The sequence below is a fragment of the Maridesulfovibrio sp. genome, from assembly GCF_963677005.1.
Classification (GTDB): domain Bacteria; phylum Desulfobacterota; class Desulfovibrionia; order Desulfovibrionales; family Desulfovibrionaceae; genus Maridesulfovibrio.
This window is the reverse complement of sequence record NZ_OY781616.1, coordinates 2,206,237-2,226,535: the sequence shown is the minus strand read 5'-3', so window position 1 is coordinate 2,226,535 and position 20,299 is coordinate 2,206,237. Positions and strand designations below refer to the sequence as shown.

The window sequence follows — 20,299 nt, the reverse complement described above, 5'->3', positions numbered from 1 at the left end:
GTCCTAGGCTTTCCAGCGTTCCCCGAGTGCTCTGCCGGCAATGCAGCATCCGGCAGCCATGGCCGACCATGTTACAATTTCCGGCAATGAAATGGTGCTGTTGAAATCTCCAAGGTGCGGCCCGGTTACCAGAGGGATATCTTCCTGTCCTTTTTCCATGGCCCTGGCTTTTTCCGGGTCCATACCGCATTTAATAAGATAGCTGCGAAATTCATTTTCTTCCAGCAGGTCCTGGTCAACGACGCGCATGAATTCGAACATGTGGCGGTCCACGCCCATTTCATCAATCATTATAGCTACCAGTTTCCCGATGCGCAGATCTATCTCTCCTTTGTAGACGCTGCCGGTGAACCCCAGATAATAGCTGCCGAAGCATTCCGATACGGCCTGTTCGAACAGTGCTGCATCGAACAGATGGCGGGCGTCGATCGGATTTCCCCCTTCATCCAGACCGCAGAGTGTTGGATTTTTAGCCCGGAACCAACTGCCAAGTACCAGCAGAATGGAGATGAAGTGGGAGCCGACGGCCCGGTAAAATGAATCCCGTCCCGGCTGCATTACCTTCATATGTTCAAAGTCGCGAAGTCCCGACAGCCCGAAGTTGGGGTAGCGGCACGAGTCCAGCCAGCGGTCCAGCCTTCCGAACCGGTGCCATTCGTAGACTCCCTGATCCGTCCTGCGGGTGGCCTGCACCCGGTTGTGGAAAAGCGGGATGGGGGCCTCATGGACGATGCCCTTTCCGGCCAGATGTCCGAGGATAAAGGCATTGCGGCTCATTATTTCCAGCAGTTCCGGGGCCTCGCAGCGCCTGCCCTCACGGTCGTCATTCGGATAGATGAAATAATCGCTGTGGGCGTGGTAGGCCATGGCGTATGCCTGCTCGTGCAGGTTGCCCGGCCTATCGGCGGGCAGGTTTGTAAGCCTGAACACCACGTGCCCGGCTATGGTGTAAGGGTGTGGGCAGTCGAAGCGGACTCCGCATTTTTCCGCTTCACTCTGAAGACGCTCCATCCAGCGCCCTTCAAGATGAAGTCCTTCCGGAGTTTCCGATTTTCTGAGAATCTTCACCGCGAAAATACGGTTTTCTCCCTCGGCCTTTATAATCGCGCTGCGTCCTGAAAAAATTGGTTCACCTACCGCTCCGGCAGCTTTCAGGAGATTATTCCAGTCAACGGACGGGGCAAATCCGGAAAAGGGCTCCGGAGATTGCGGCAGAGCAGTTTCAAAGGGCAGGCCCCCCAGACCGCCGGAGGCTTCAATGGAAGGGTATTTGTTGCAGGATGAAGCCGCCTGAACCTGAAGCCGGAGTGTCTTGTGCGAAAGATTTCTGTCCGTTGATCCTTTGCCGACTGCGGCGAGCGCTCTGGCGCATTCCCGGTAGAGAAGCTGAGACATGCGCTGGTCGCTGAAGCGTTCCCCTATCAGTATGTCCCAAACAGCATGTACGGTTTTATCGTCCGCAGAGTCAGGTGATTTCTCAAGGAGAGAACGCAGGTTGCGCATGTTCATATAGACTGCGCTGAATTCCCGGCCCGGATTGAGTCCTTCAGTATAAAAAGCGGCTTCCGACTTGTTCAAATCAATCCTCGTCGTAGTCTGGTCCGGTTGGCGTGGGAATTAATCTATGCCCATCTTTCGGCAATGGTACTGTCCCATGAAAATTACCGGCAGTCTGTTTCAATGTTTTTCGGGCTTTCAATTATACCAATGCTGCCGATTAGGCCAGTGTTCGGGATCAGCTATCAGAAATAGAGAGTGTTTCAGTCTACTATAATAGGTTAATTCGATTTGCCGTACTCGCTTCGTGCGATTAATTTTACACAGTTTGACCCGAAAATCTTTAGCGTACACAGAAAGGGAGATCCTGAGATGTCTGAATCCGGTTACAAAGAAATGTGGGAGAACCTCAACCTTGATATCGCTGCTCACGACGGGCTGCTTGAAGTTCTGGGCAAGTTTTACGGCGATATTTACATGAGCCAGCAGGGTCGCCTGCAGGGTATGGAATATCTGGACTTTGTGCTTTCCGAAGTTCACGGGCTGCGCATCAAGGAACTCATGGATGCAAAGGCCGAAGGCCGCAAGATAGTCGGTACGTTCTGCGTATTTGTCCCCGAAGAGCTTTCCCTGGCCGTGGACGCGGTTCAGGTGGGTCTTTGTGCCGGAGCCGATGCCGGAACCGAAGCCGCGGAAACAGTTGTGCCCCGCAACACCTGTGCCCTGATAAAATCCTTTATCGGTTTCAAAATGGCCAAGATCTGTCCCTATACCGAATCCTGTGACCTGATCATCGGCGAGACCACCTGTGACGGCAAGAAGAAAGCCTACGAGGCTTTTGCCGAAATGGCTCCCATGTATGTAATGGAAGTTCCCCAGCGCAAGGACGCATCAGATCGCGAACTCTGGAAGGCCGAAGTGCTGCGTTTGAAAGACGAGCTCGAAAAACTTACCGGGAAAAAGATCACCGCCGAGTCCCTGAAGAAAGCCGTTAAGACGGTTAATGATAAGCGCCGTGCCCTGCAGCGTCTCAATACCCTGCGTGCCGCCGTGCCGACTCCCATTTCCGGCCGTGACGTCCTGCTCATCAACCAGGTCAGTTTTTATGACGATCCGGTCCGCTTCACCAATTCCGTCAACGCTCTTTGCGACCAGATTGAGGAACGCATAGCCGCGAATGAAGGAATTGTTCCCGAAAATACTCCGCGTCTCATGCTTTCCGGCTGTCCCATGGCCGTGCCCAACTGGAAGCTGCCCTACATAGTGGAAAGTTCCGGTGCGGTGGTTGTTGCCGAGGAGTCCTGTATCGGAACTCGCAACACCCGCGATCTGGTCGATGAATCCGGCGAAACCGTGGAAGAAATGATTGATGCCATCTGCGATCGCTACATGAAAATTGACTGCGCCTGTTTCACCCCCAATACCGAACGACTGGACAACATTAAAAAACTGGCCGAAGAAACGAAAGTTGACGGGGTTATCCACTATTCGCTCATGTTCTGTCAGCCCTACACGCACGAGGCTTTCAAAGTTGAAAAAGTCCTTGCTGATGCAGACCTGCCCATGCTGGCGATTGAGACCGATTACAGCATGGAGGATGTTGAACAGCTCAAGACAAGAGTGGAAGCCTTTGTCGAAATGATTTCGTAAAGAGCAGGATTGGTGCGCTTCGCGCTTTTGAAAATTTAATTTCGCCCCTGGCAGCCCCGCCGGGGGCCTTAAACCCTTTGAAAAGGGTTTAAGAATCCTAAACTTTGTTAATATGGCTTCGCCTCTTCGTGTGACAAAACGTAATTAAATAATAACGTTAAACTATTAGGGATTCCAAAGGCCCATCTTAATTTTCCCATGTGCCACAATCCAAGGATATACAAATGATCGCAGGAATTGATATTGGCTCACGTTCAATGGAGCTTGTTGTTCTGAGCGGTGGTGAGGTTGCTGTTAAACGCAGACTGCCCACGACCTTTGACCCGGCTTCGCAGATATCGAAAATTCTGGACGGGGTGGATGTAAAACTCATTTCCGCCACCGGTTACGGGCGCAAGCTGGTCACGGAAGAGCTTACCGGGGCAGAATGTGTATCCCTTACCGAGATCAAGGCTTATGCTCTGGGCGTTTCAAGACTTTTCCCGGAAGCCCGCACGGTTCTCGATATCGGCGGCCAGGATACCAAGGCCATTGCTCTGCTGGGCGGCGGGCGTGTTGCCAAGTTCGAAATGAATGACCGTTGCGCTGCCGGAACGGGCAAGTTTCTCGAACATCTGGCCACTGTATTTCAGATTCCCATTGAGGAGTTCGGGGCATACGCTCTTGAGGGGGATGAACCGCTTCAGATCAATAGTATGTGTACGGTTTTTGCGGAAACCGAGGCCACTTCTTTGATGGCTCAGGGGAAGAATCCGAGGGATATTGCTCTGGGGCTTCACGGTTCAATTGTGAGGCGCACAGTGAATATGCTGGGCCGGGTGGGACTTTCCGAACCGCTTGTTTTTGCAGGTGGTGTGGCCAATAATACCTGTGTTGTCAGTATGTTGAAAGAATCTTTGAAGGTGGAGCCGCTTATTCCTGACGAACCGGATTTCACCGGGGCTCTCGGGGCCGCTGTTTTCGGGTTTTCGCAGCAAAAAATAGTTGAATAAATCGTTTGAAAATTGCTTCTTTTCCCGTTAGGTTCCCAATGTCCCCCGGCACCATAAAATTCACCCTGCCGGGACCAATTTGCCCTCCAGGAGAAACAAGAGCATGTCCGAGAAAAACTTGGAAACCAATGGCGAAGAGAGCTTTGCCGAACTGTTTGAAGCCTTCCAGTCTGAATCAAACGACAATCTTCAGGTCGGAGACCAGATCAAGGGAACCGTAATTTCCATAACCAAGGATTCCGTGTTTATCGACACCGGGTCCAAGGTTGACGGGGTTGTGGACCGTGATGAACTGACCGGAGAGGAAGGTGAACTGACCGTTAAAGAAGGAGACAGCGTAGAACTTTACGTTATCTCCATGAACAACAACGAAATCGTCCTTTCCAAAGCCATGTCCGGCGCCGGTGGACTGAATATGCTGCGTGAAGCATATGAAAACAGAGTCCCGGTGGAAGGAAAAGTTGCCGAAACATGCAAGGGCGGTTTCCGGATCACCATGATGCACCGCAAGGTGTTCTGCCCCGTAAGCCAGATCGACACCTCTTTTGTTGAGGATGCAGAAAGCTTTGTGGGCACCGTGCACAATTTTCAGATCATCAAGTTCGAAGAAAACGGTCGCAATATCGTTGTTTCCCGCAGAGTTCTTCTGGAACAGGAGCAGGAAAAAGTTCGCGAACAGTTTGTACAGGATGTAAAGCCCGATGCGGTTCTTGAGGGCAGAGTGACCAAACTCATGCCTTTCGGCGCATTCGTGGAGCTTGCTCCCGGCGTTGAAGGCATGGTCCATGTCTCCGAACTCAGTTGGTCCCGTACCGTGAAACCCGAAGATATAGTCCAGCCCGGAGATCAGGTTACCGTTCGTGTGCTTTCCATTGAGCCCCGTCAGGATGGAAAGGGCCTCAAAATAGGCCTTTCCCTCAAGCAGCTTCAGGCTGACCCCTGGGATGAGGCGGAAGGAAAGTTCAATGCCGGAGACAAGATTACTGGCAAGGTTGTCCGCTGTGCTGATTTCGGTGCCTTTGTGGAGATCGCTCCCGGCATTGAAGGTCTGGTTCATATCTCCGAGATGAGCTACACCAAGCGAGTCCACAAGGTTGAGGATGAAGTCGAGCCCGGTCAGGAAGTTGCAGTGATGATCAAGGATATTGATCCTGTGAAACGCCGCATCAGTCTTTCCATGAAGGACGCGGCCGGAGACCCCTGGCTTGATGTTGCAGACAGCTTCAAAGTCGGCCAGGAAGTTGAGGGTACTGTTGAAAACCGGGCTGAGTTCGGTATTTTCATCAACCTTGCTCCCGGAGTGACCGGTCTGCTGCCTATGTCCCGCATCAGCCGTTCCGGCAAACAGGCCGAGCTTGAAGCACTCAAGCCCGGAGATAAAGTCGCTGTTTCCATTGAGGAAATCAACACCGTTGATCGCAAGGTGACCCTTACTGCCGGAGAGGCCGTCAAGAGTGATGATGACGGCGAATGGAAAAAGTTCGCCAAGGCCGAAGCTCCCAGAAAATCGGCGGCACCCAGGAAGCAGGCCCCCCGCAAAGCGGCCCCCAAAACCGTTTCCTCCGGCGATACCGGCGGATTCGGCGGTCTGCTCGGTGATAAGCTTCAGGAAGCCTTGAAAAACAAGAAATAAGATTGCATGGCCGGGCTTCCGATGGGAGTCCGGCCTTTTCGGTTCTGCCATGAACAGCAATGAAAAAATCCTCTGCTGGGAAGACTGCTGATCGGGCTTTTTGAAGACGAGTTCACGTCTTCAGTCCCTGCAGTCCGGTATGACCGTCCAGGTGGAGGCCACACCGGACCAGCTGTCCAAAATCAGGACCATTGCGCGGGTCAGGAATTCGGAAATCATTTCCGAAGAAGCTGTTCCCGGCGAGAGGGTCCTCCTCACCCTGCGCAAAAAATAGTCTTCGTTCCCGCCTTTCGGCGCGGAAGTTCAATCCTGAAAAAGGATTTGCCATGTCTCCCTTTGCCGCTGTTCCTGTCATTTTTTTTGCCGCCGGATTCCTGCAGGGAATAACCGGGTTCGGCGCCGCCCTTATCGCCATGCCCCTTCTGGCCTACGTGGTCGACATCAAGGTAGCTGTCCCTGCCTGCACCATGTGCGGAGTTTTTATCAATATGAATATGGCTTACAAGCTGCGCGACAGCCTTGAATTCCGGCGGATAATGCCGCTGGTGGCGGGATGTGTGCCCGGAGTCATTTTCGGGACCCTTATCCTGAAGGAAGTAGACGGCTATACCTTGCGTTTGATGCTAGGGTTACTGGTTACCGGCTTTGCCCTGTATTCACTGCGGGGAAAATCAGCAAGGCTGCGTCTGGGAGACAGATGGGGATATCCGGCCGGGTTCCTGACCGGGGCCATAAATTCGGCCATAAGCGCCGGTGGACCGCCGACCATAATTTTCCTCACCATGCGCGGATATGACCGGGATACCTTCAGGGCCACCCTGGTCGGGTTCTTTCTGTTTGCCGGAGCCATGGCCGCATTCGGACATCTGGTGAGCGGAATGACGACCATGTATGTGTTCAAGCTGTTTCTGGTTTCGGCGCTGCCCATTGTTGCAGGGACTTATCTGGGCAACAGGATTTCCGGTCGCATTCCGGAAGATTTTTACAAGAGAATGGTCATGACCCTGCTTGTCTTCATGGGGTTGATGCTTATATTCCAGAACGTTTGAGTCTTTTAATTCGATAAACTTTGAAGAACAATAAACAGTGTTAATGCACAAGAAATAAACCAGCAACAGACTGATATCTTGGCTAAAATAGCCCAAAATCTAGGCCCATTATACTTCGTAGCACTTCTCCAAGTTCCTACACCAATAAAATACGTATAAGTTGCCGATGCTAGCATAAAAAACAGATAGGCACCATAAGAGACATTCAGAATAATCGTTTTAGAAAGTGCATTAATAATTAAACTTGGGACAATTCCAAAAACCCAATAAGTAACAGGCAATGATAGCTCACCATTATACAAAGTTTCCCAGCTTGATGACTTGCCTACTTGACAATTACTAGCCGATGAATGCTTCGTTTGATGAGGAGTATCAGAATAATTGATGTGAGACACAGACGAATCGTCAGTACTAAAAATAAACATATTTGTCTTAGATTCTGCAGATTCTGTTGACAAGCTAGCAGAAGTAAATTTGTTTTTATCTTGTGAAATATTCTTGTCTAGAATTTTGCTTATTTTTTCTAGCATATTGCGATAGTCTTCTAAACTATCCGCTTCAGCACCTTCGACATCTTCTAACTCTAGTTCAAATAGTTTATTATTTACCCTCTTTTTTTCTTTAAAAATTAGCGAATATGCTTCTTGTTCGGATGCAACCAAAGCATTATTTTTTAATAAATCTAAAATTGAAGCACGGTTACACATACCGCCTTGGCCGAAAACGGTTCTAACAAGTGACTCCAAATTAACACGTCCATATTTGTCTTTGGAAATTGTGTTTATAACTTCTATTTTCTTTTCAGCAATTTTCCGGTTAATGAATATATTAAAAACATGCACAGGGATGTTTGTCTCAATCCTGCTCTCAATAACACTCCTGATTTTGTCATAATCACTTTCTGAATATTTATTCTTCAATAGTTTATCTACAAAATTATCAACTAAATGCATAGCATCAGCTTCAACAACAATTTCCGCTATGTTATTAGCATGTATGACTCGTAAAGATACGGGAGGCTTCACTGTCAGTCCCAAAGTACGCCGAATAAAACCTTCTTTTCGAGATGACAGAGAAATTAACTGAGACTCACTTAGATTGACTCTATTCTTGGCAAGACTGTTAATAATTGCAGCTCGTTGATTGCCATCTGCATTAGTAAATTGCATAATTTTAGGAACTAATTCTTCAAGAGTCATAAGAACACAACTATATAAAATTTTAATGTTATACTTCTATGAATTCATCGGTTATCAACCTTTTAAATGAGATACCCAAAATAACAATTTCAATCAACATACTAAAAAGGAATAATAAACAAGGTCCTATACACCAAAAACTGGAGGAAGAATTCTACTCGAACAACTGAATTATAATAACAACCACAATGTTACTTATCCAACCCCGGTTGGCACCAAAGGTTGGCAGCACCCCAAAAAAACCGCAAATAAACGCAGAAACGGGTTAACCTAAATAATGAGTTAACACGTTAATATTATACTGGTTTTGTACTAGATGTTGACCCCAGCAGGAATCGAACCTGCGGCACCAGAATTAGGAATCCGATACATGCCCCATACGCAACGCGACCAGTGTCTCGCTCACCTTTACTCCTATATCTCAAATAATCATCGCAAATTTTCCATTTTCCCCCTAGAGTACTCCGATAATAATCGTGGAACCGTTTCCCTCAAAAATATTTGAAAATATCGAAGTAATGTCCCAACGACCAAATTTATCAAATAAATTCATATTAATATAAAAAGATACTGGACTATCTTCCAGAACGTCCAGCAATGAAACAACGCACGGAGTTTATTTTTTAATGTTTGCAAAAATTTTTATCGCCCTTGTAGTGGTACCCCTTTTCGACCTTTACCTGCTGGTGCAGATAGGGTCCAGAATCGGCACTCTCAACGCCATAGCACTGTGTCTGCTGACCGCTTTTGTCGGAGCCTGGCTGGCCCGTTCGCAAGGTGCGGCGACCATGCAGAAAGTGCAGGAGAATCTCAACAGAGGCGTAATGCCCGCCGAAGATATTCTGGACGCCGTGATAATTTTTGTGGCCGGGCTTGTGCTGCTTACTCCCGGTTTCATTACCGATGTTTTCGGTCTACTGCTGCTTTTCCCGTTCACCCGTGGATATTTTAAGCGCTGGCTCAGGGTGCAGCTTGAGGAAATGATGAAAAAGCCGAACGTCCATGTCGCTTATCATAATACCGAGTTCACCGCCTGGACCAACCGGGATCAGTCACACAAGGAAATTGACGGCGTGATCGACATTGAACCGGAAGATAAAGACGATAAACCTTTGCAGTGATTTACTGTGACTGAATCATGAGCGGGAGGAATTGCGTGCTTAAGGGCGGCGCAAAGAAAATGGCAGTGGCGGCGGGGATTGTTTTCTTCCTTGTCGCCGTTTTTTTTGTGCTGGATTTCGCCTGCCCGTTTCCGGAGCAGAGTCTTCACAAGCCTGTAGCCACGGTGGTGAAGGACAGAAACGGCGAGGTTCTGCGTATTTTTCTGCCGCCGGACGGCGCCCGGCGTATGAGGACATCGCTTGCGGACGTCTCGCCGGTTTTTAAGAAGGCCCTCATAGCTTCCGAGGACAGCTGGTTCGAATATCATCCGGGGGTAAATCCTTTTTCCGTTTTGCGTGCAGCCGTCTCCAATATTGCTGCTGGTCGGGTGGTGTCCGGCGGTTCGACCATCCCGATGCAGATTGCCAGAATGGCAGCCCCCCGGCAGAGAACCTTTTTCGCAAAAATCATCGAGGCATTCCGGGCCGTACAGCTTAAACTGCACCACAGCAATGACGAACTGCTGGAAATATATCTGAACATGCTGCCGTTCGGGGGTAATATCGAAGGCGTTGCCGCGGCTTCTCATTTTTACTTCGGACACGACGCCAAGACTCTGTCATTGGGCGAATCGGCTCTGCTGACAACTCTTCCCCGCGGTCCTGTCTATTATGATCCTCTGCGTAATCCTGCACAGGCGCTGGCCGGTCGCAACAAGGTCATGCGCCAGTTGGCGCAAAAGGGAGAGTTTCCGGCAGAAGAGGTGGAAAGAAACATCAGACTCCCGCTGCCGGACAGGATTACCCCGGTTCCCCTGAAAGCGCCCCATTTCTGCCGTATGGCCGTAAGGCGGGAAGGACGGGTGCCTGAAATAGACACAACTCTCGATTCCGCTTTGCAGCAGGCCGCTGCGGAAAAGCTCCGGGCGCACGTTGCCCGTTTGCGTACGCAGGATATAGACAATGCCGCCTGCGTCATCATCCACATTCCCACCCGCGAGATTCGAGCTCTGGTCGGTTCGGCTGATTTTTTTGAAACCGGATACGGTGGAGCCATCAATCTGACCGAAACACTGCGTTCGCCGGGCTCCACGCTGAAGCCTTTTCTGTATGCGCTGGCCTTTGATCGGGGTAAAATGGTCCCGGATACTTTTCTGTATGATGTTCCGGTGGATTATTCCGGATATTCGCCGGAAAATTATGATCGCACCTGGAGCGGACAGGTCACAGTCCGGCAGGCTCTGGCGAAATCATTGAACGTTCCAGCCGTGAATACTCTGGCTCTGGCGGGCGTGGAAGATTTTCTGGTCCTGTTGCGTAAAGGGGGCTTGAGTTCTCTGGACAGAACTGCGGCGCAATACGGACTGCCGCTTGCTCTGGGCGGTTGCGAAGTGCGGCTTACCGATCTTACCGATCTTTATGCCTGCCTGGGGGACAGAGGGAGATATAGACCTCTGAAACTGGTTTCCGGTAATGGTCCGACTCCCGTGCAGTTGCTGTCACCGGAAGCGTCCTGGCTGGTGCTGGATATGCTTTCATCGGTCACGAGGCCGGATATGAACGATACCTGGATGCTGACCCGCGACAGGCCTGAGGCCGGATGGAAGACCGGAACATCTTTCGGGCATCGCGATGCCTGGGCGGTTGGAATTTCGGGAGATTATGCTGTCGGAGTCTGGGTGGGCAACCCTGACGGCAGGCCGCGCAAGGGGATATCCGGTGCCGTTCATGCGGGTCCGCTGCTTTTTGATCTGCTGCGGCTGGCCGCGCCGGGAGGAAAGCTTCCTGCTCCGCCGGAAGGGGCCGGAATATCGGAAGTGGAGGTCTGTGCCCACAGCCATCAACTGCCCGGACCTTTTTGCGGGGAACGGGTCCGTATGAGGATACTGTCCGGCAAAACCGTGCTTCATCCATGCGACCAGTGCCGACAGATTTTTGTGGACGGCCGGACCGGGTATCGCCTGTCCGGTGAATGTCTGGACAGGCCGGGCATCAAGCGGAAAATAATCCGAACAATACCACCCAACCTTGCCCACTGGCGCAGGGAAAACAATCTTGAAGTCCCGCAGATGCCGCCCATGGCCCCGGACTGCGACCTTATCCCGGCCGGCACGGCTCCGCATATCATTTCACCTGCGGCCAACACTCCGTATCTACTGCGTGGTGATACGCCTTTGAGCTTTCAGAAAATTGCCCTGAAGGCGGAGGCCGGTCCGGACTGCGGAATCCTGTATTGGTTTCTGGACGGAAGATTGATCTGCAAGGGAAAGGCGGAAGAACGTCTTTTTGCTGAAATAGGGCCGGGAAACCACCGCATTTCTGTTACCGATGATTCCGGGCGGTCCGATTCGCTTGTTTTCGAGGTTCGTTAAGGGGGGGAGGCTGTCCCGCTTAATCCTGTATAACATCGGCCAGTATGAACGTTCCGGGAAATCCGGGACCCATCTGTCCGTGGGCCTTGCGGGCATCGGCAAGAGTCTTGTACATGCCTACCTGAACTTTGAAAATCTGGGCACTGTCAGTGACTATCCGGACTATGCGCGTGTTGCTGAATCCTGCTTTGTTCAGTCTTTTGATGAGTCTTTCTGCGTTGTCTTTGACCTTGTAGGCTCCGGCCTGAATGTAGAACGCTCCGTAGAGCTTGTGTATAACGGGTGCCGCAGGTGCTGCAGTTTCGGCAGGCAGTGCTGCCGGTGCCGGACGATAGGGTTCGATGCGGACTCTGGCTTTGCCGGAATCAACGATATCAAGCTCCCTTGCGGCAGCACGGGAGAGGTCTATTATTCTGTCCGGAACAAATGGGCCGCGGTCATTTATGACCACATCAACACTTTTATTGTTGTCGAGGTTGGTAACGGTCACCTTTACGCCAAGCGGAAGGTAGTTGTGGGCGGCAGTGAGTTTATCCATGTCGTACGGTTCACCGGATGCGGTGACCTTTCCGTGAAATTTTTCTCCGTACCATGAGGCTATGCCCTCTTCCTTATAGTCGGCCTGAATGACCGGGGGAGCGGGCTGGGCAACAGCCGAAGCGTTCGAGGCATTGGCAGATGGAACGGTTTCCGTCTCCTGTGCCTGGGCGGAACCAACCGCGAGGATCAGAAAAACTGCCAACTGCATAAGGAAAACAAGTCTGGTCATTTATTTCTCCTGCCGTGTATAGTAAGTATCAGGCATGATACCATTATGCACTTTTTAATTTTCTTGCAAGACAAGACGGTCACAGCTTTTTCATCTCTCTGTCGAGCATGCTGTCCGTGAATTGTCCAAGTTCATATATGCGTATCTTATTGCTGCGCGGGAATTCCTTTTTGAATAATGTCTTTAAAATTTTCCGAATGGATTCAGGAGCAGCTTCATGGATTGCATTTTCATAACCGTTCTGGTGGATTCGGAAGCATCCGTTGCCTGTATTCAGTATCAGAAGAGAACGGTTGCGTTTATATGTACGCAGGTCTATGCAGTGCCCCACGGGAAGCTTGCCAAGTTTCCGCAATACCGATTCCAGCGCTGTTGCTTTGCCAATCATCGGCGGAAGATATAGCGTCAAAAGGAGAACTGTCAATTATGAGTAAATACAGCGGCCCGCTTCAGCCGGGAAGTGTAATAGAGTGTGAGATTGAATCGCTGGTTTTCGGCGGTAAAGGGATTGCCCGGCATGACGGACTGGCCGTCTTCGTGGACAGGGCTGTTCCCGGCCAGAAAGTCCGCTGCGAAATTACCGGGCTGAAAAAAAGGTTCGCCGAAGCCCGCAGACTGGATGTGCTGAGAAATTCCGAGTCGGAGTGTGAACCTTCCTGTCCTCTTTTCGGCGATTGCGGAGGTTGCAGCCATCAGGATATGACCTACGATGCTCAGTTGTACTGGAAAGGCCGTCAGGTCAGCGAAACTCTGCAGCGCATAGGCAGGGTTTCACCGGAGACTCCGGGAATGGGCAAGCCGGCCATAGCTTCACCGGAAACTTTCGGATATAGAAACAAGCTTGATTTTTCTTTTTCCGGGCAAGGTCCTTCACTGCAACTGGGATTCAAGAAAACAGGCTCGGAAACCGAAGTTCTGAACGTACCCCGTTGCCCTCTTCTGCCGGAATCATGCGCCGGGATTCCCGGACTGGTCCGTGCGTATTGCGCGAAGACCGGAGTCGGGGCGTACATGCACGGCAAGGGCGGATACTGGCGTAAGCTGGTTGTCCGCGTGGCCCGCGCGACCGGAGAAATCATGGTGCACCTGATTACTGCTCCGGCTGAATCCCATGAACATGTCGCCGGGCTTGAGAAAGAGCTTTTCGAGCATGTCCCGCAGTTGGCGAGTTTTGCCCATTCAACCCGCAGGGGGCGCGCTGATCTGGCTACCGGCGAACAGCAGGTGAGTCTTTCCGGAAAACCTTTTATTACCGAGCAGCTTTTCCGTGCCGATGGGGTAGGCATTAATTACCGGATCAGCCCGAATTCATTTTTCCAGACTAATTCGGCCGGTGCGGAAATTCTGTTCAGGCGCAGCCTGGAGCTTGCTTCTCCCGTGCCCGGAGATGTTGTTTACGACCTTTTTTGCGGTTCCGGCGGGATAGGGCTGTTTATGGCCCGGGATGTGCAAAAGGTTATCGGAATAGAGGCTTCACAGGAGACTGTCCTTTCCGCGCGAGATAACGCCGGGATAAACGGGGTTGAAAATGCGGAGTATATGGTCGGCAACCTTGCCAGAAAAGAGGATTTCCCGAGTAATATGCCGGTCCCTGATATCGTTGTCGTGGACCCTCCGCGCAATGGAGTTCCGGGAAATGCTTTGCAGAGGATTCTGCAGATCGGCCCGGCAAAGGTGCTCTATATCTCCTGCAATCCGGCCACACTGGCTCGTGACGTTCTTGCCATGTCGGATAACTATGATCTCGATTGTTTTTCCGCTGTGGATATGTTTCCGCATACCTCCCATGTTGAATGTATAGCTTTGTTGACGAGATCAGAGGAAAACTGCAACAATTGACAGGGTATTAACGGGGTATGGGATCAGGATAAATTTTAATCGCTATCAACCCGGCACGGGCCTTAGGTTTCGTGCCGGAAAAATGTTTTATGGCAGCACAGAAAACCCAGGACACATTGCTCAGAGAGTTGCGCAGACTGAACCTGTACCCTCCCGAGGTCAGGCAGCTCAAGGAGTTGCGCGCAAAAATCGAAGAAAGGACCGGTGCCTCGGAAAGTTCCGGGGATGTTTCATGGTCAGGCAGGTATGCTGTTCTGCTTTACGGCATGGCCCTGAAATCACTTGAAACTGATGAAGCTGAAGGACTTAATTCCCTCTATTCTTCGGAAGAAGAGGATTCTGTCCCGGATATCTGTCTTGATGTCCTTTCCCGCATGGGAGTCTGCGGCAGGACAATGGCAGCGTATTTGCTTTGCAACAGGCTTTTGACTTTTTCCAGTGTACAGAAATGGTTTGATAAGACTCCCGCCCCTGTATCCATAGCTGTTGCCGACAGGATGGTCGCTCTTGATCCGGAGCCTGCAGCCAAAAGGGTCGAATTTGCGCGTTCGGTATTGAAGAAGGCCTCGTCCATGGAATTGAGAGAGGCGGCTTCCTTTTTCCGGGAGAACGGAACCCGCAAGGGGCAGCTTACCTTTACATCGCTGGAAAGTTTCATGCGGGGCAATTTCGGCACAGGCTGCCGCAGGAGTCTCAATTCACCTGAATCATTGGACGAGATAAGTACCTGCGCAGAGAACATGCCTTCGTATCCGGAAAAGGAACTGATTCTGGATGTGGCCTTTCATCTGCGCACCATGGACCCGGTGATTATGAGAAAGGTCCTTGAGGCTGTGGAAAGACTGGCCGATGAGCTGGACGACAGGACTCTGAAGCAGATAGTTCCCCTGGCCATGTCTCCTTCCATTTTCCTGGCCAGGGCAGCCATGGATGTTATCGCCAAGTTCGGCGGCAAGCGCAGAGGGAGGATTTTTTCACGTATATTCAATGAATCAACCCAGACAAGAGCCGAACTTGTTAACAGGATTCCTCTGCTCAGCTCCAAGAATTTTGCCCAGTTCATGAATTCCATTCCCAAGGAATTTCATCTTCCTGTTGTTTCCACCGTTTTTTCAACTCTTTCCGATGAAGACCCTCATTGCTTCGGTGCCATCCTTTCTTCTGTCCTTAAAAAATCACGCAGCAAAAAAAAGAACACACTTTATCAGGAATTGAAGGAAATTCTTGACCGCGAAGCACTGCCGGAACCCCCGCAACCGGAAATGGGTGAAGGGCTGATAATGCCGGGAGAGGATTTTATCCGGGTAGGCGCGCCCATTGTTCTGAACATAATGAAAAAAAAGAGCAACAGCGGAATCAGCAGTTTTTTCGGCAAGGAGGAAGATGGAGACGACGGTATTCAGGATATCTACACCGGCGGGCAGATAACCAATCAGGAGATTCATAAGCTCAACCGCTGGAAGAATAGGGGCAGGGAAATTGTTTTTCGTAACTGTTCCTTTGCCGCCTGCGATTTCAGATCATCGTTCATGGAAAAGTGCAGTTTCCTCAACTGTTCCTTTGAAGCGTGTACATTTTCTGGTGCCTCTTATTCGGGATGCGTTTTCCAGAACTGTTCTTTCAGCGCCAGTTCCATGCACGGGGCCTTGTTTTATGAATGCAGGTTTGAGTCCGTTCGTTTCCGGTGCTCTCACTTTGATTCGGCCACGTTCTGCATGGCTGTTATGGAAAAATGTTCATTTCAGTTTGTTGCCGCCCCCGGAGCTTTTTTCTGCCGGACCAGAGTTCACTGCTGCAGTTTTGATGTGGCGGACTTGCGGGATGTCCGATTTTACAGGTCGGATCTCAAAGGAATATATTTCGGTAACAGCGATTTCACGGAGTCCTTTTTCCTTTCCGGAGAGGCCTGGAGCGTAAGGTTTGATGAGTGTTCAACATTCGGAATGAAGGCTTTAAATATTAAAACGGGTAATTCCGAACTGCTGAAGGCTGTTAACAGAACTCTGGCCGAGAGACTGGGAGTACGGGAAAGGCTCAAGAAAAAAGTAAAAGGGAGCGGTGAGGCTGATCAGTACCGGCAGGCCGTGCAGTACAAGGCCGTAAGACTCTGGTTTGCCTTGAAAGACATTCAGCGGGCTCACGGCTGCTTTTCCGAGAACAATAATCGACGACTGGCGTGGTCCGGCACAAGGATGAATCGGAAATGTGCCGAGTTTGTAAAAATTCTTCCTGCCCTGCTGCACACAACTGTCTTTGAAAAGGCCGGTGGTATGGAGGAGCTTTGCGCTTCCTCCAAGGTTAAAGGGTATTATCCGGATCTTGATGTTTTTAATTCTCTGAGCAGACTTTTCGGGGATGTGAAAGTGGAGAGCCCGACCGGGGGCTTTGTTCCGGTGGAGGCTCTTATGTCCATAGGAAGTACGGGGACAATTGCGCAATCCCCTGATTCGGACCTGGACTGCTGGGTCTGCTGTGATTTTTCCGGCAGCAGGGGGGACAGCCGGGAGCGGTTGCAGTTCAAACTGCGGGCTATCGAAGACTGGGCGGATAGGGATTTCGGTCTTGAGGTGCATTTTTTCGTTATGGATGTCCGTGAGGTGCGTGAAAACAGGTTCGGGCTGAGTGATGAGGAAAGTTCCGGATCGGCGCAGAGCGCCCTCCTTAAGGAGGAGTTTTACCGCACAGCCCTGCTTATAGCCGGAACACCGCCGCTCTGGTGGTTCACTCCCCCGGAGGCGGACGATACCGCTTATGCCGATGCTTCCAAAAAGGTCGCGGCCTTGTGCGGGCGGGATTATTTTGTGGATCTCGGCAATGTTCCCCATATTCCGGCCAGAGAATTTTTCGGAGCATCCCTGTGGCAGATAGTAAAAGGGGTGAAGAGTCCCTTCAAATCCATAATGAAGTTCGGGCTGCTGGAAATGTATATTTCAGGAGAAGGCCGTCCGCTTCTCTGCGAGAGTATAAAAAGGAATCTCCTTAACGGAATGCGTCGGTTGAGGCGGGTAGACCCCTACATGCTGCTTTATCGAGATCTGGCTGATTTTTATGCATCAAGGGGCGCCCCGGAGTACACCTGGCTGACGGCCATGGCTCTGCGTCTGAAGTGCGGGCTGCTCGGAAAAGAGGAACTCGATGCAATCCCCGCATGTCCGGAGGAAAGGGAAATAATCGAATTTGCCTCCGGACTGGCAGGCAAGGACAGCCCCGGGCACATAAAGGGATTCAAGGGATTATCTGATTTCAGGTCTGTCGTGGCGCTCGGAGATAGAATCAACCAGTTCATGATCAAGACCTATATGAAGGTCCGCGAAGGACAGGACGCTCAGGCCGGATCGGCTATAACCCCGGAGGACCTGACACGGCTCGGCAGGGTTATTTTTTCAAATTTTGCCAAACGCAGACATAAAGTTGAGCGCATCTCTCTCCCCGGATCACGCACAACTTTTTTTGATACCTTGATCGTGACCAGAAGCAAGGGAGCGGTCTGGGAACTGCAGGGAGAATATCCGGATGAATCCGGGACAAGGGTGAGCCATATTCCTATCGAGTCCGGCCGGGACCTTGTTTCCATGCTGGTGTGGGTAGTTCTTAACGGCCTGTATCACAATGATATGAAAATGCGCACGGATATGACGTCCGCACCGGTAAGGGACAGGGAACTGATCGGGTTGTTTGATAGTCTGGAGCAGTTTTTTCCTCTCAAGGAGGTGTTCAAAACCCCGGTGGAGGAAGCCCTTAATCCGGAGCAGGTGGTGCGGGCCTTTTTCATACTGAATTTCTGTTCGCCGAGAGAGGATAAGAAGGTCAGGGAGGTGCATCTGGTTTACGGCACCAACTGGGGAGAGGTCTTCTGCAGAAAACTGGATATAACCACGGCCTTGATAGAGACGCCGGAAGCGTTCCTGCGCAGCGAGATGCCGGAAATCTGTACCGGGCCGGTGAAGATGGGGCAGTTTGTCCCGCAGAGTTCAGTCTGTCCGTTCCTCAAGATTCCTGTAAACTGACGTGCTGAAATCGTGAAACATGAACGCGGAAAACACAAAAAGTAGGGGAAATCAATGCCGATTATTCGCAAGAGCCTGTTACAGCTGATCTTTTCCGGGTCGTTCATGAAAAGGTGGAACGACAAACTCCGCCCCATGGAACTCATGGAGGTGGATAAGCAGGCCCATAAGATGATTGCGGCCTGGATTCTTTTTGTGCTCAACAGCGATGGAATGGAACCCAGGGAAAAGTACGCTCTTGGTGACAGCATTGTTGAGGGCGGTATTTTTGAATATCTTTTCCGTATGGTCATCACTGACATCAAGCCGCCTGTCTTTTACCGCATCAAGGAAAATCCTGAACATTACCGCAAACTTTCCAAGTGGGTTCTCAAGCAGCTGAGGCCCCGGCTGATGCCTCTGGGCAAGGAGTTCTGGGACCGGCTGACCGAGTACCACCTTAATCCCGGCGAAGGATCCCCGGCGCGCAGGATACTGGAGGCTGCACACCTGTATGCCAGTTATTCCGAATTCAAGATTCTGAAGCTGCTTAACCAGCCGGATGAGGAAGTCTCCGGTATTGAACGAAGTTTCATCGACAGACTGGACAATTATTCGGATATTTCCGGGGTCAGTCAGCTTTTGAATTCCGAATCAACTCCTCTGGGGCGTTTTGCCGATCTCTGCGGAAGGCTGAGGTTCCAGACCCGGTGGTCCCAGACCCCCCGGGTTCCGGAAACATCGGTGCTCGGACATGTTTTCATTGTGGCCACGTTCGCTTGGTTCTTCAGTCTGGAAAAGGGTGCCTGTCCGTCGCGCAGGCAGAACAATTTTTTTTCGGGCCTGTTTCACGATCTGCCGGAGCTGCTGACCCGCGACATAATCTCTCCGGTTAAAAAATCCGACCCGACAATCGGCGAGCTGATACGGGAATATGAAGACGAGGAAATGCAGCGGCGCATCATGATCCCTCTCCTGAAAAACGGTTATGAGGATATTGCCGCAAGGCTGGGCTATTTTCTGGGGTTTGATACCGGGTCTGAATTCAATGCCCAGGCCGTTGTGGGCGGTTTTGTCAAGAAGATCAGCACCGAGGAACTGGATTCCCGCTACAATGACGATTGTTATGACCCCAAGGACGGGGAACTGCTGAAGTTGTGTGATCATCTGGCTGCTTTCATGGAAGCGTACAACGCCATGCGCAACGGTATTACCTCCGCTCACCTGCATCAGGCGTATTGGCGCATCAGCCAGAGCTACATGGAAAACCCTGTGGTGGCCGGAATACACGTAGGCCCGTTACTGGCCGATTTTGATTAAATCTTTTTGCGTAAAACACGGTAATATGATTTAACTGTCCAGAATGACTGCTTGCAACGGCCGATGACCGGTTAAAAATTATTTTTTGCAAAAGGAGATATTGATGCTGCTTAGAAAAAGAGCCTGGGACATGATGCATGAGGATTTTGTCTCCATTGACGAGTCCGCAAGTCTGGCCGAAGGGATTACCGTATTGCGGGAAGGCATGAAGGCTTCGCCCGACAACAATGTTGTGGTTGTCCTTAAAAAGAACGGGGAACTGCGGGGAGTCATTTCGGTCTGGAGCATGTTCAAAGCAGTGGAAGACCTTGTGCTCAAGGACGAAGATCTGAATCTGACCGGTGAAACTGACTGGGATCGCGCATTCAAAAGGGCAGGTACGGCAAGTTGTTCAGCCTCCCTTGATGAACACATTGAAGAGGATGTGGCTATTTTCAAGCCGACCGATCCCATGCTGGTGGTGCTGGAAATTTTCCGTAAGAAAAAACGTTCCTGGGCTCTGGTGCAGGAAGGCGGAAAAATCATCGGCGTGGTTCTGCTCAGTGATGTCTACCGTGAACTTTCGCGGGATCTTATAACGCAGTTTTGATGAAATTTTGGTGTAGAATGTCTCCGACGGCATCTCTGCTCTCAACAGATCGCTAAAACTCAAAGCAAAGCTTTTCGTTAAGCGACTCTAAGGCCTGCCGGGGGCCTTAAACCCTTTTGATAAAAGGGTTTAAGAATCCCCAAATTTTTTAGCGGGGCTTCGCCTCCATGCATAAAAAAATTGTTATTGATATGGAATGAGCTGCATGACTGTTTACAAGATTTTAGCTTAAAACCATTAGGGATTCGAAAGGGTCGCGGACCCTTTGGCCGCCGGCGGCGAAATCAGATTATTTAAAGCGCGG

Annotated in this window: 15 protein-coding genes; 11 read left to right on the top strand and 4 right to left on the bottom strand. The window is 50.8% G+C overall.

Going from position 1 to position 20,299, the window contains the following annotated elements:
• Positions 1-3: 3 nt before the first annotated feature.
• On the bottom strand, positions 4-1,578 hold the full coding sequence (locus tag ACKU4E_RS09890) for a SidJ-related pseudokinase (protein ID WP_320170910.1): 1,575 nt from the start codon (positions 1,576-1,578) through the stop codon (positions 4-6).
• A 291-nt stretch (positions 1,579-1,869) separates the two neighbouring features.
• On the opposite strand from ACKU4E_RS09890, the gene ACKU4E_RS09885 reads away from it, so the two are divergent.
• The 5 genes from ACKU4E_RS09885 (at position 1,870) to ACKU4E_RS09865 (ending at position 6,821) form a co-directional block, all read left to right on the top strand.
• Positions 1,870-3,147 carry a double-cubane-cluster-containing anaerobic reductase gene (locus ACKU4E_RS09885; protein ID WP_320170909.1) on the top strand — a complete coding sequence of 426 codons (1,278 nt, stop codon included), beginning with the start codon at positions 1,870-1,872 and terminating at the stop codon, positions 3,145-3,147.
• Positions 3,148-3,371: 224 nt separating this feature from the next.
• On the top strand, positions 3,372-4,139 hold the full coding sequence (locus tag ACKU4E_RS09880) for an acyl-CoA dehydratase activase (protein WP_320170908.1): 768 nt from the start codon (positions 3,372-3,374) through the stop codon (positions 4,137-4,139).
• 103 nt (positions 4,140-4,242) lie between these two features.
• A complete protein-coding gene (locus ACKU4E_RS09875; protein ID WP_320170907.1) occupies positions 4,243-5,772 on the top strand; it encodes a 30S ribosomal protein S1 in 1,530 nt (509 codons plus the stop codon).
• Positions 5,773-5,872: 100 nt separating this feature from the next.
• On the top strand, positions 5,873-6,046 hold the full coding sequence (locus ACKU4E_RS09870; protein ID WP_320170906.1) for a hypothetical protein: 174 nt from the start codon (positions 5,873-5,875) through the stop codon (positions 6,044-6,046).
• A 52-nt stretch (positions 6,047-6,098) separates the two neighbouring features.
• Positions 6,099-6,821, top strand: a complete 723-nt coding sequence (locus tag ACKU4E_RS09865) for a sulfite exporter TauE/SafE family protein (protein WP_320170905.1) — start codon at positions 6,099-6,101, stop codon at positions 6,819-6,821.
• Between the two features lie 5 nt (positions 6,822-6,826).
• Here the strand turns inward: ACKU4E_RS09865 and ACKU4E_RS09860 are convergent, their stop codons facing one another.
• On the bottom strand, positions 6,827-8,020 hold the full coding sequence (locus ACKU4E_RS09860; protein ID WP_320170904.1) for a hypothetical protein: 1,194 nt from the start codon (positions 8,018-8,020) through the stop codon (positions 6,827-6,829).
• Between the two features lie 626 nt (positions 8,021-8,646).
• Between ACKU4E_RS09860 and ACKU4E_RS09855 the strand changes: the two genes are divergently transcribed.
• Both ACKU4E_RS09855 and pbpC read left to right on the top strand, forming a co-directional pair.
• Positions 8,647-9,141: an FxsA family protein gene (locus ACKU4E_RS09855; protein ID WP_320170903.1), complete on the top strand. Its 495-nt coding sequence runs from the start codon at positions 8,647-8,649 to the stop codon at positions 9,139-9,141.
• Between the two features lie 17 nt (positions 9,142-9,158).
• Positions 9,159-11,492: a penicillin-binding protein 1C gene (pbpC, locus tag ACKU4E_RS09850; RefSeq protein WP_320170902.1), complete on the top strand. Its 2,334-nt coding sequence runs from the start codon at positions 9,159-9,161 to the stop codon at positions 11,490-11,492.
• Between the two features lie 19 nt (positions 11,493-11,511).
• On the opposite strand, the gene ACKU4E_RS09845 is transcribed toward pbpC, so the two are convergent.
• The gene (locus ACKU4E_RS09845) at positions 11,512-12,261 is read right to left on the bottom strand and encodes a septal ring lytic transglycosylase RlpA family protein (protein WP_320170901.1); all 750 of its coding nucleotides are present in this window, start codon (positions 12,259-12,261) and stop codon (positions 11,512-11,514) included.
• Positions 12,262-12,340: 79 nt separating this feature from the next.
• Positions 12,341-12,616, bottom strand: a complete 276-nt coding sequence (locus ACKU4E_RS09840) for a hypothetical protein (protein WP_320170900.1) — start codon at positions 12,614-12,616, stop codon at positions 12,341-12,343.
• 71 nt (positions 12,617-12,687) lie between these two features.
• On the opposite strand from ACKU4E_RS09840, the gene rlmD reads away from it, so the two are divergent.
• The 4 genes from rlmD to ACKU4E_RS09820 all read left to right on the top strand — a co-directional run bounded on the left by rlmD (position 12,688) and on the right by ACKU4E_RS09820 (position 19,995).
• A complete protein-coding gene (gene rlmD, locus ACKU4E_RS09835) occupies positions 12,688-14,100 on the top strand; it encodes a 23S rRNA (uracil(1939)-C(5))-methyltransferase RlmD (RefSeq protein WP_320170899.1) in 1,413 nt (470 codons plus the stop codon).
• Positions 14,101-14,189: 89 nt separating this feature from the next.
• Positions 14,190-18,107 carry a class I adenylate cyclase gene (locus ACKU4E_RS09830; protein ID WP_320170898.1) on the top strand — a complete coding sequence of 1,306 codons (3,918 nt, stop codon included), beginning with the start codon at positions 14,190-14,192 and terminating at the stop codon, positions 18,105-18,107.
• Positions 18,108-18,161: 54 nt separating this feature from the next.
• On the top strand, positions 18,162-19,406 hold the full coding sequence (locus tag ACKU4E_RS09825; protein WP_320170897.1) for an HD domain-containing protein: 1,245 nt from the start codon (positions 18,162-18,164) through the stop codon (positions 19,404-19,406).
• Between the two features lie 103 nt (positions 19,407-19,509).
• The gene (locus tag ACKU4E_RS09820) at positions 19,510-19,995 is read left to right on the top strand and encodes a CBS domain-containing protein (protein ID WP_320170896.1); all 486 of its coding nucleotides are present in this window, start codon (positions 19,510-19,512) and stop codon (positions 19,993-19,995) included.
• Positions 19,996-20,299: the final 304 nt, after the last annotated feature.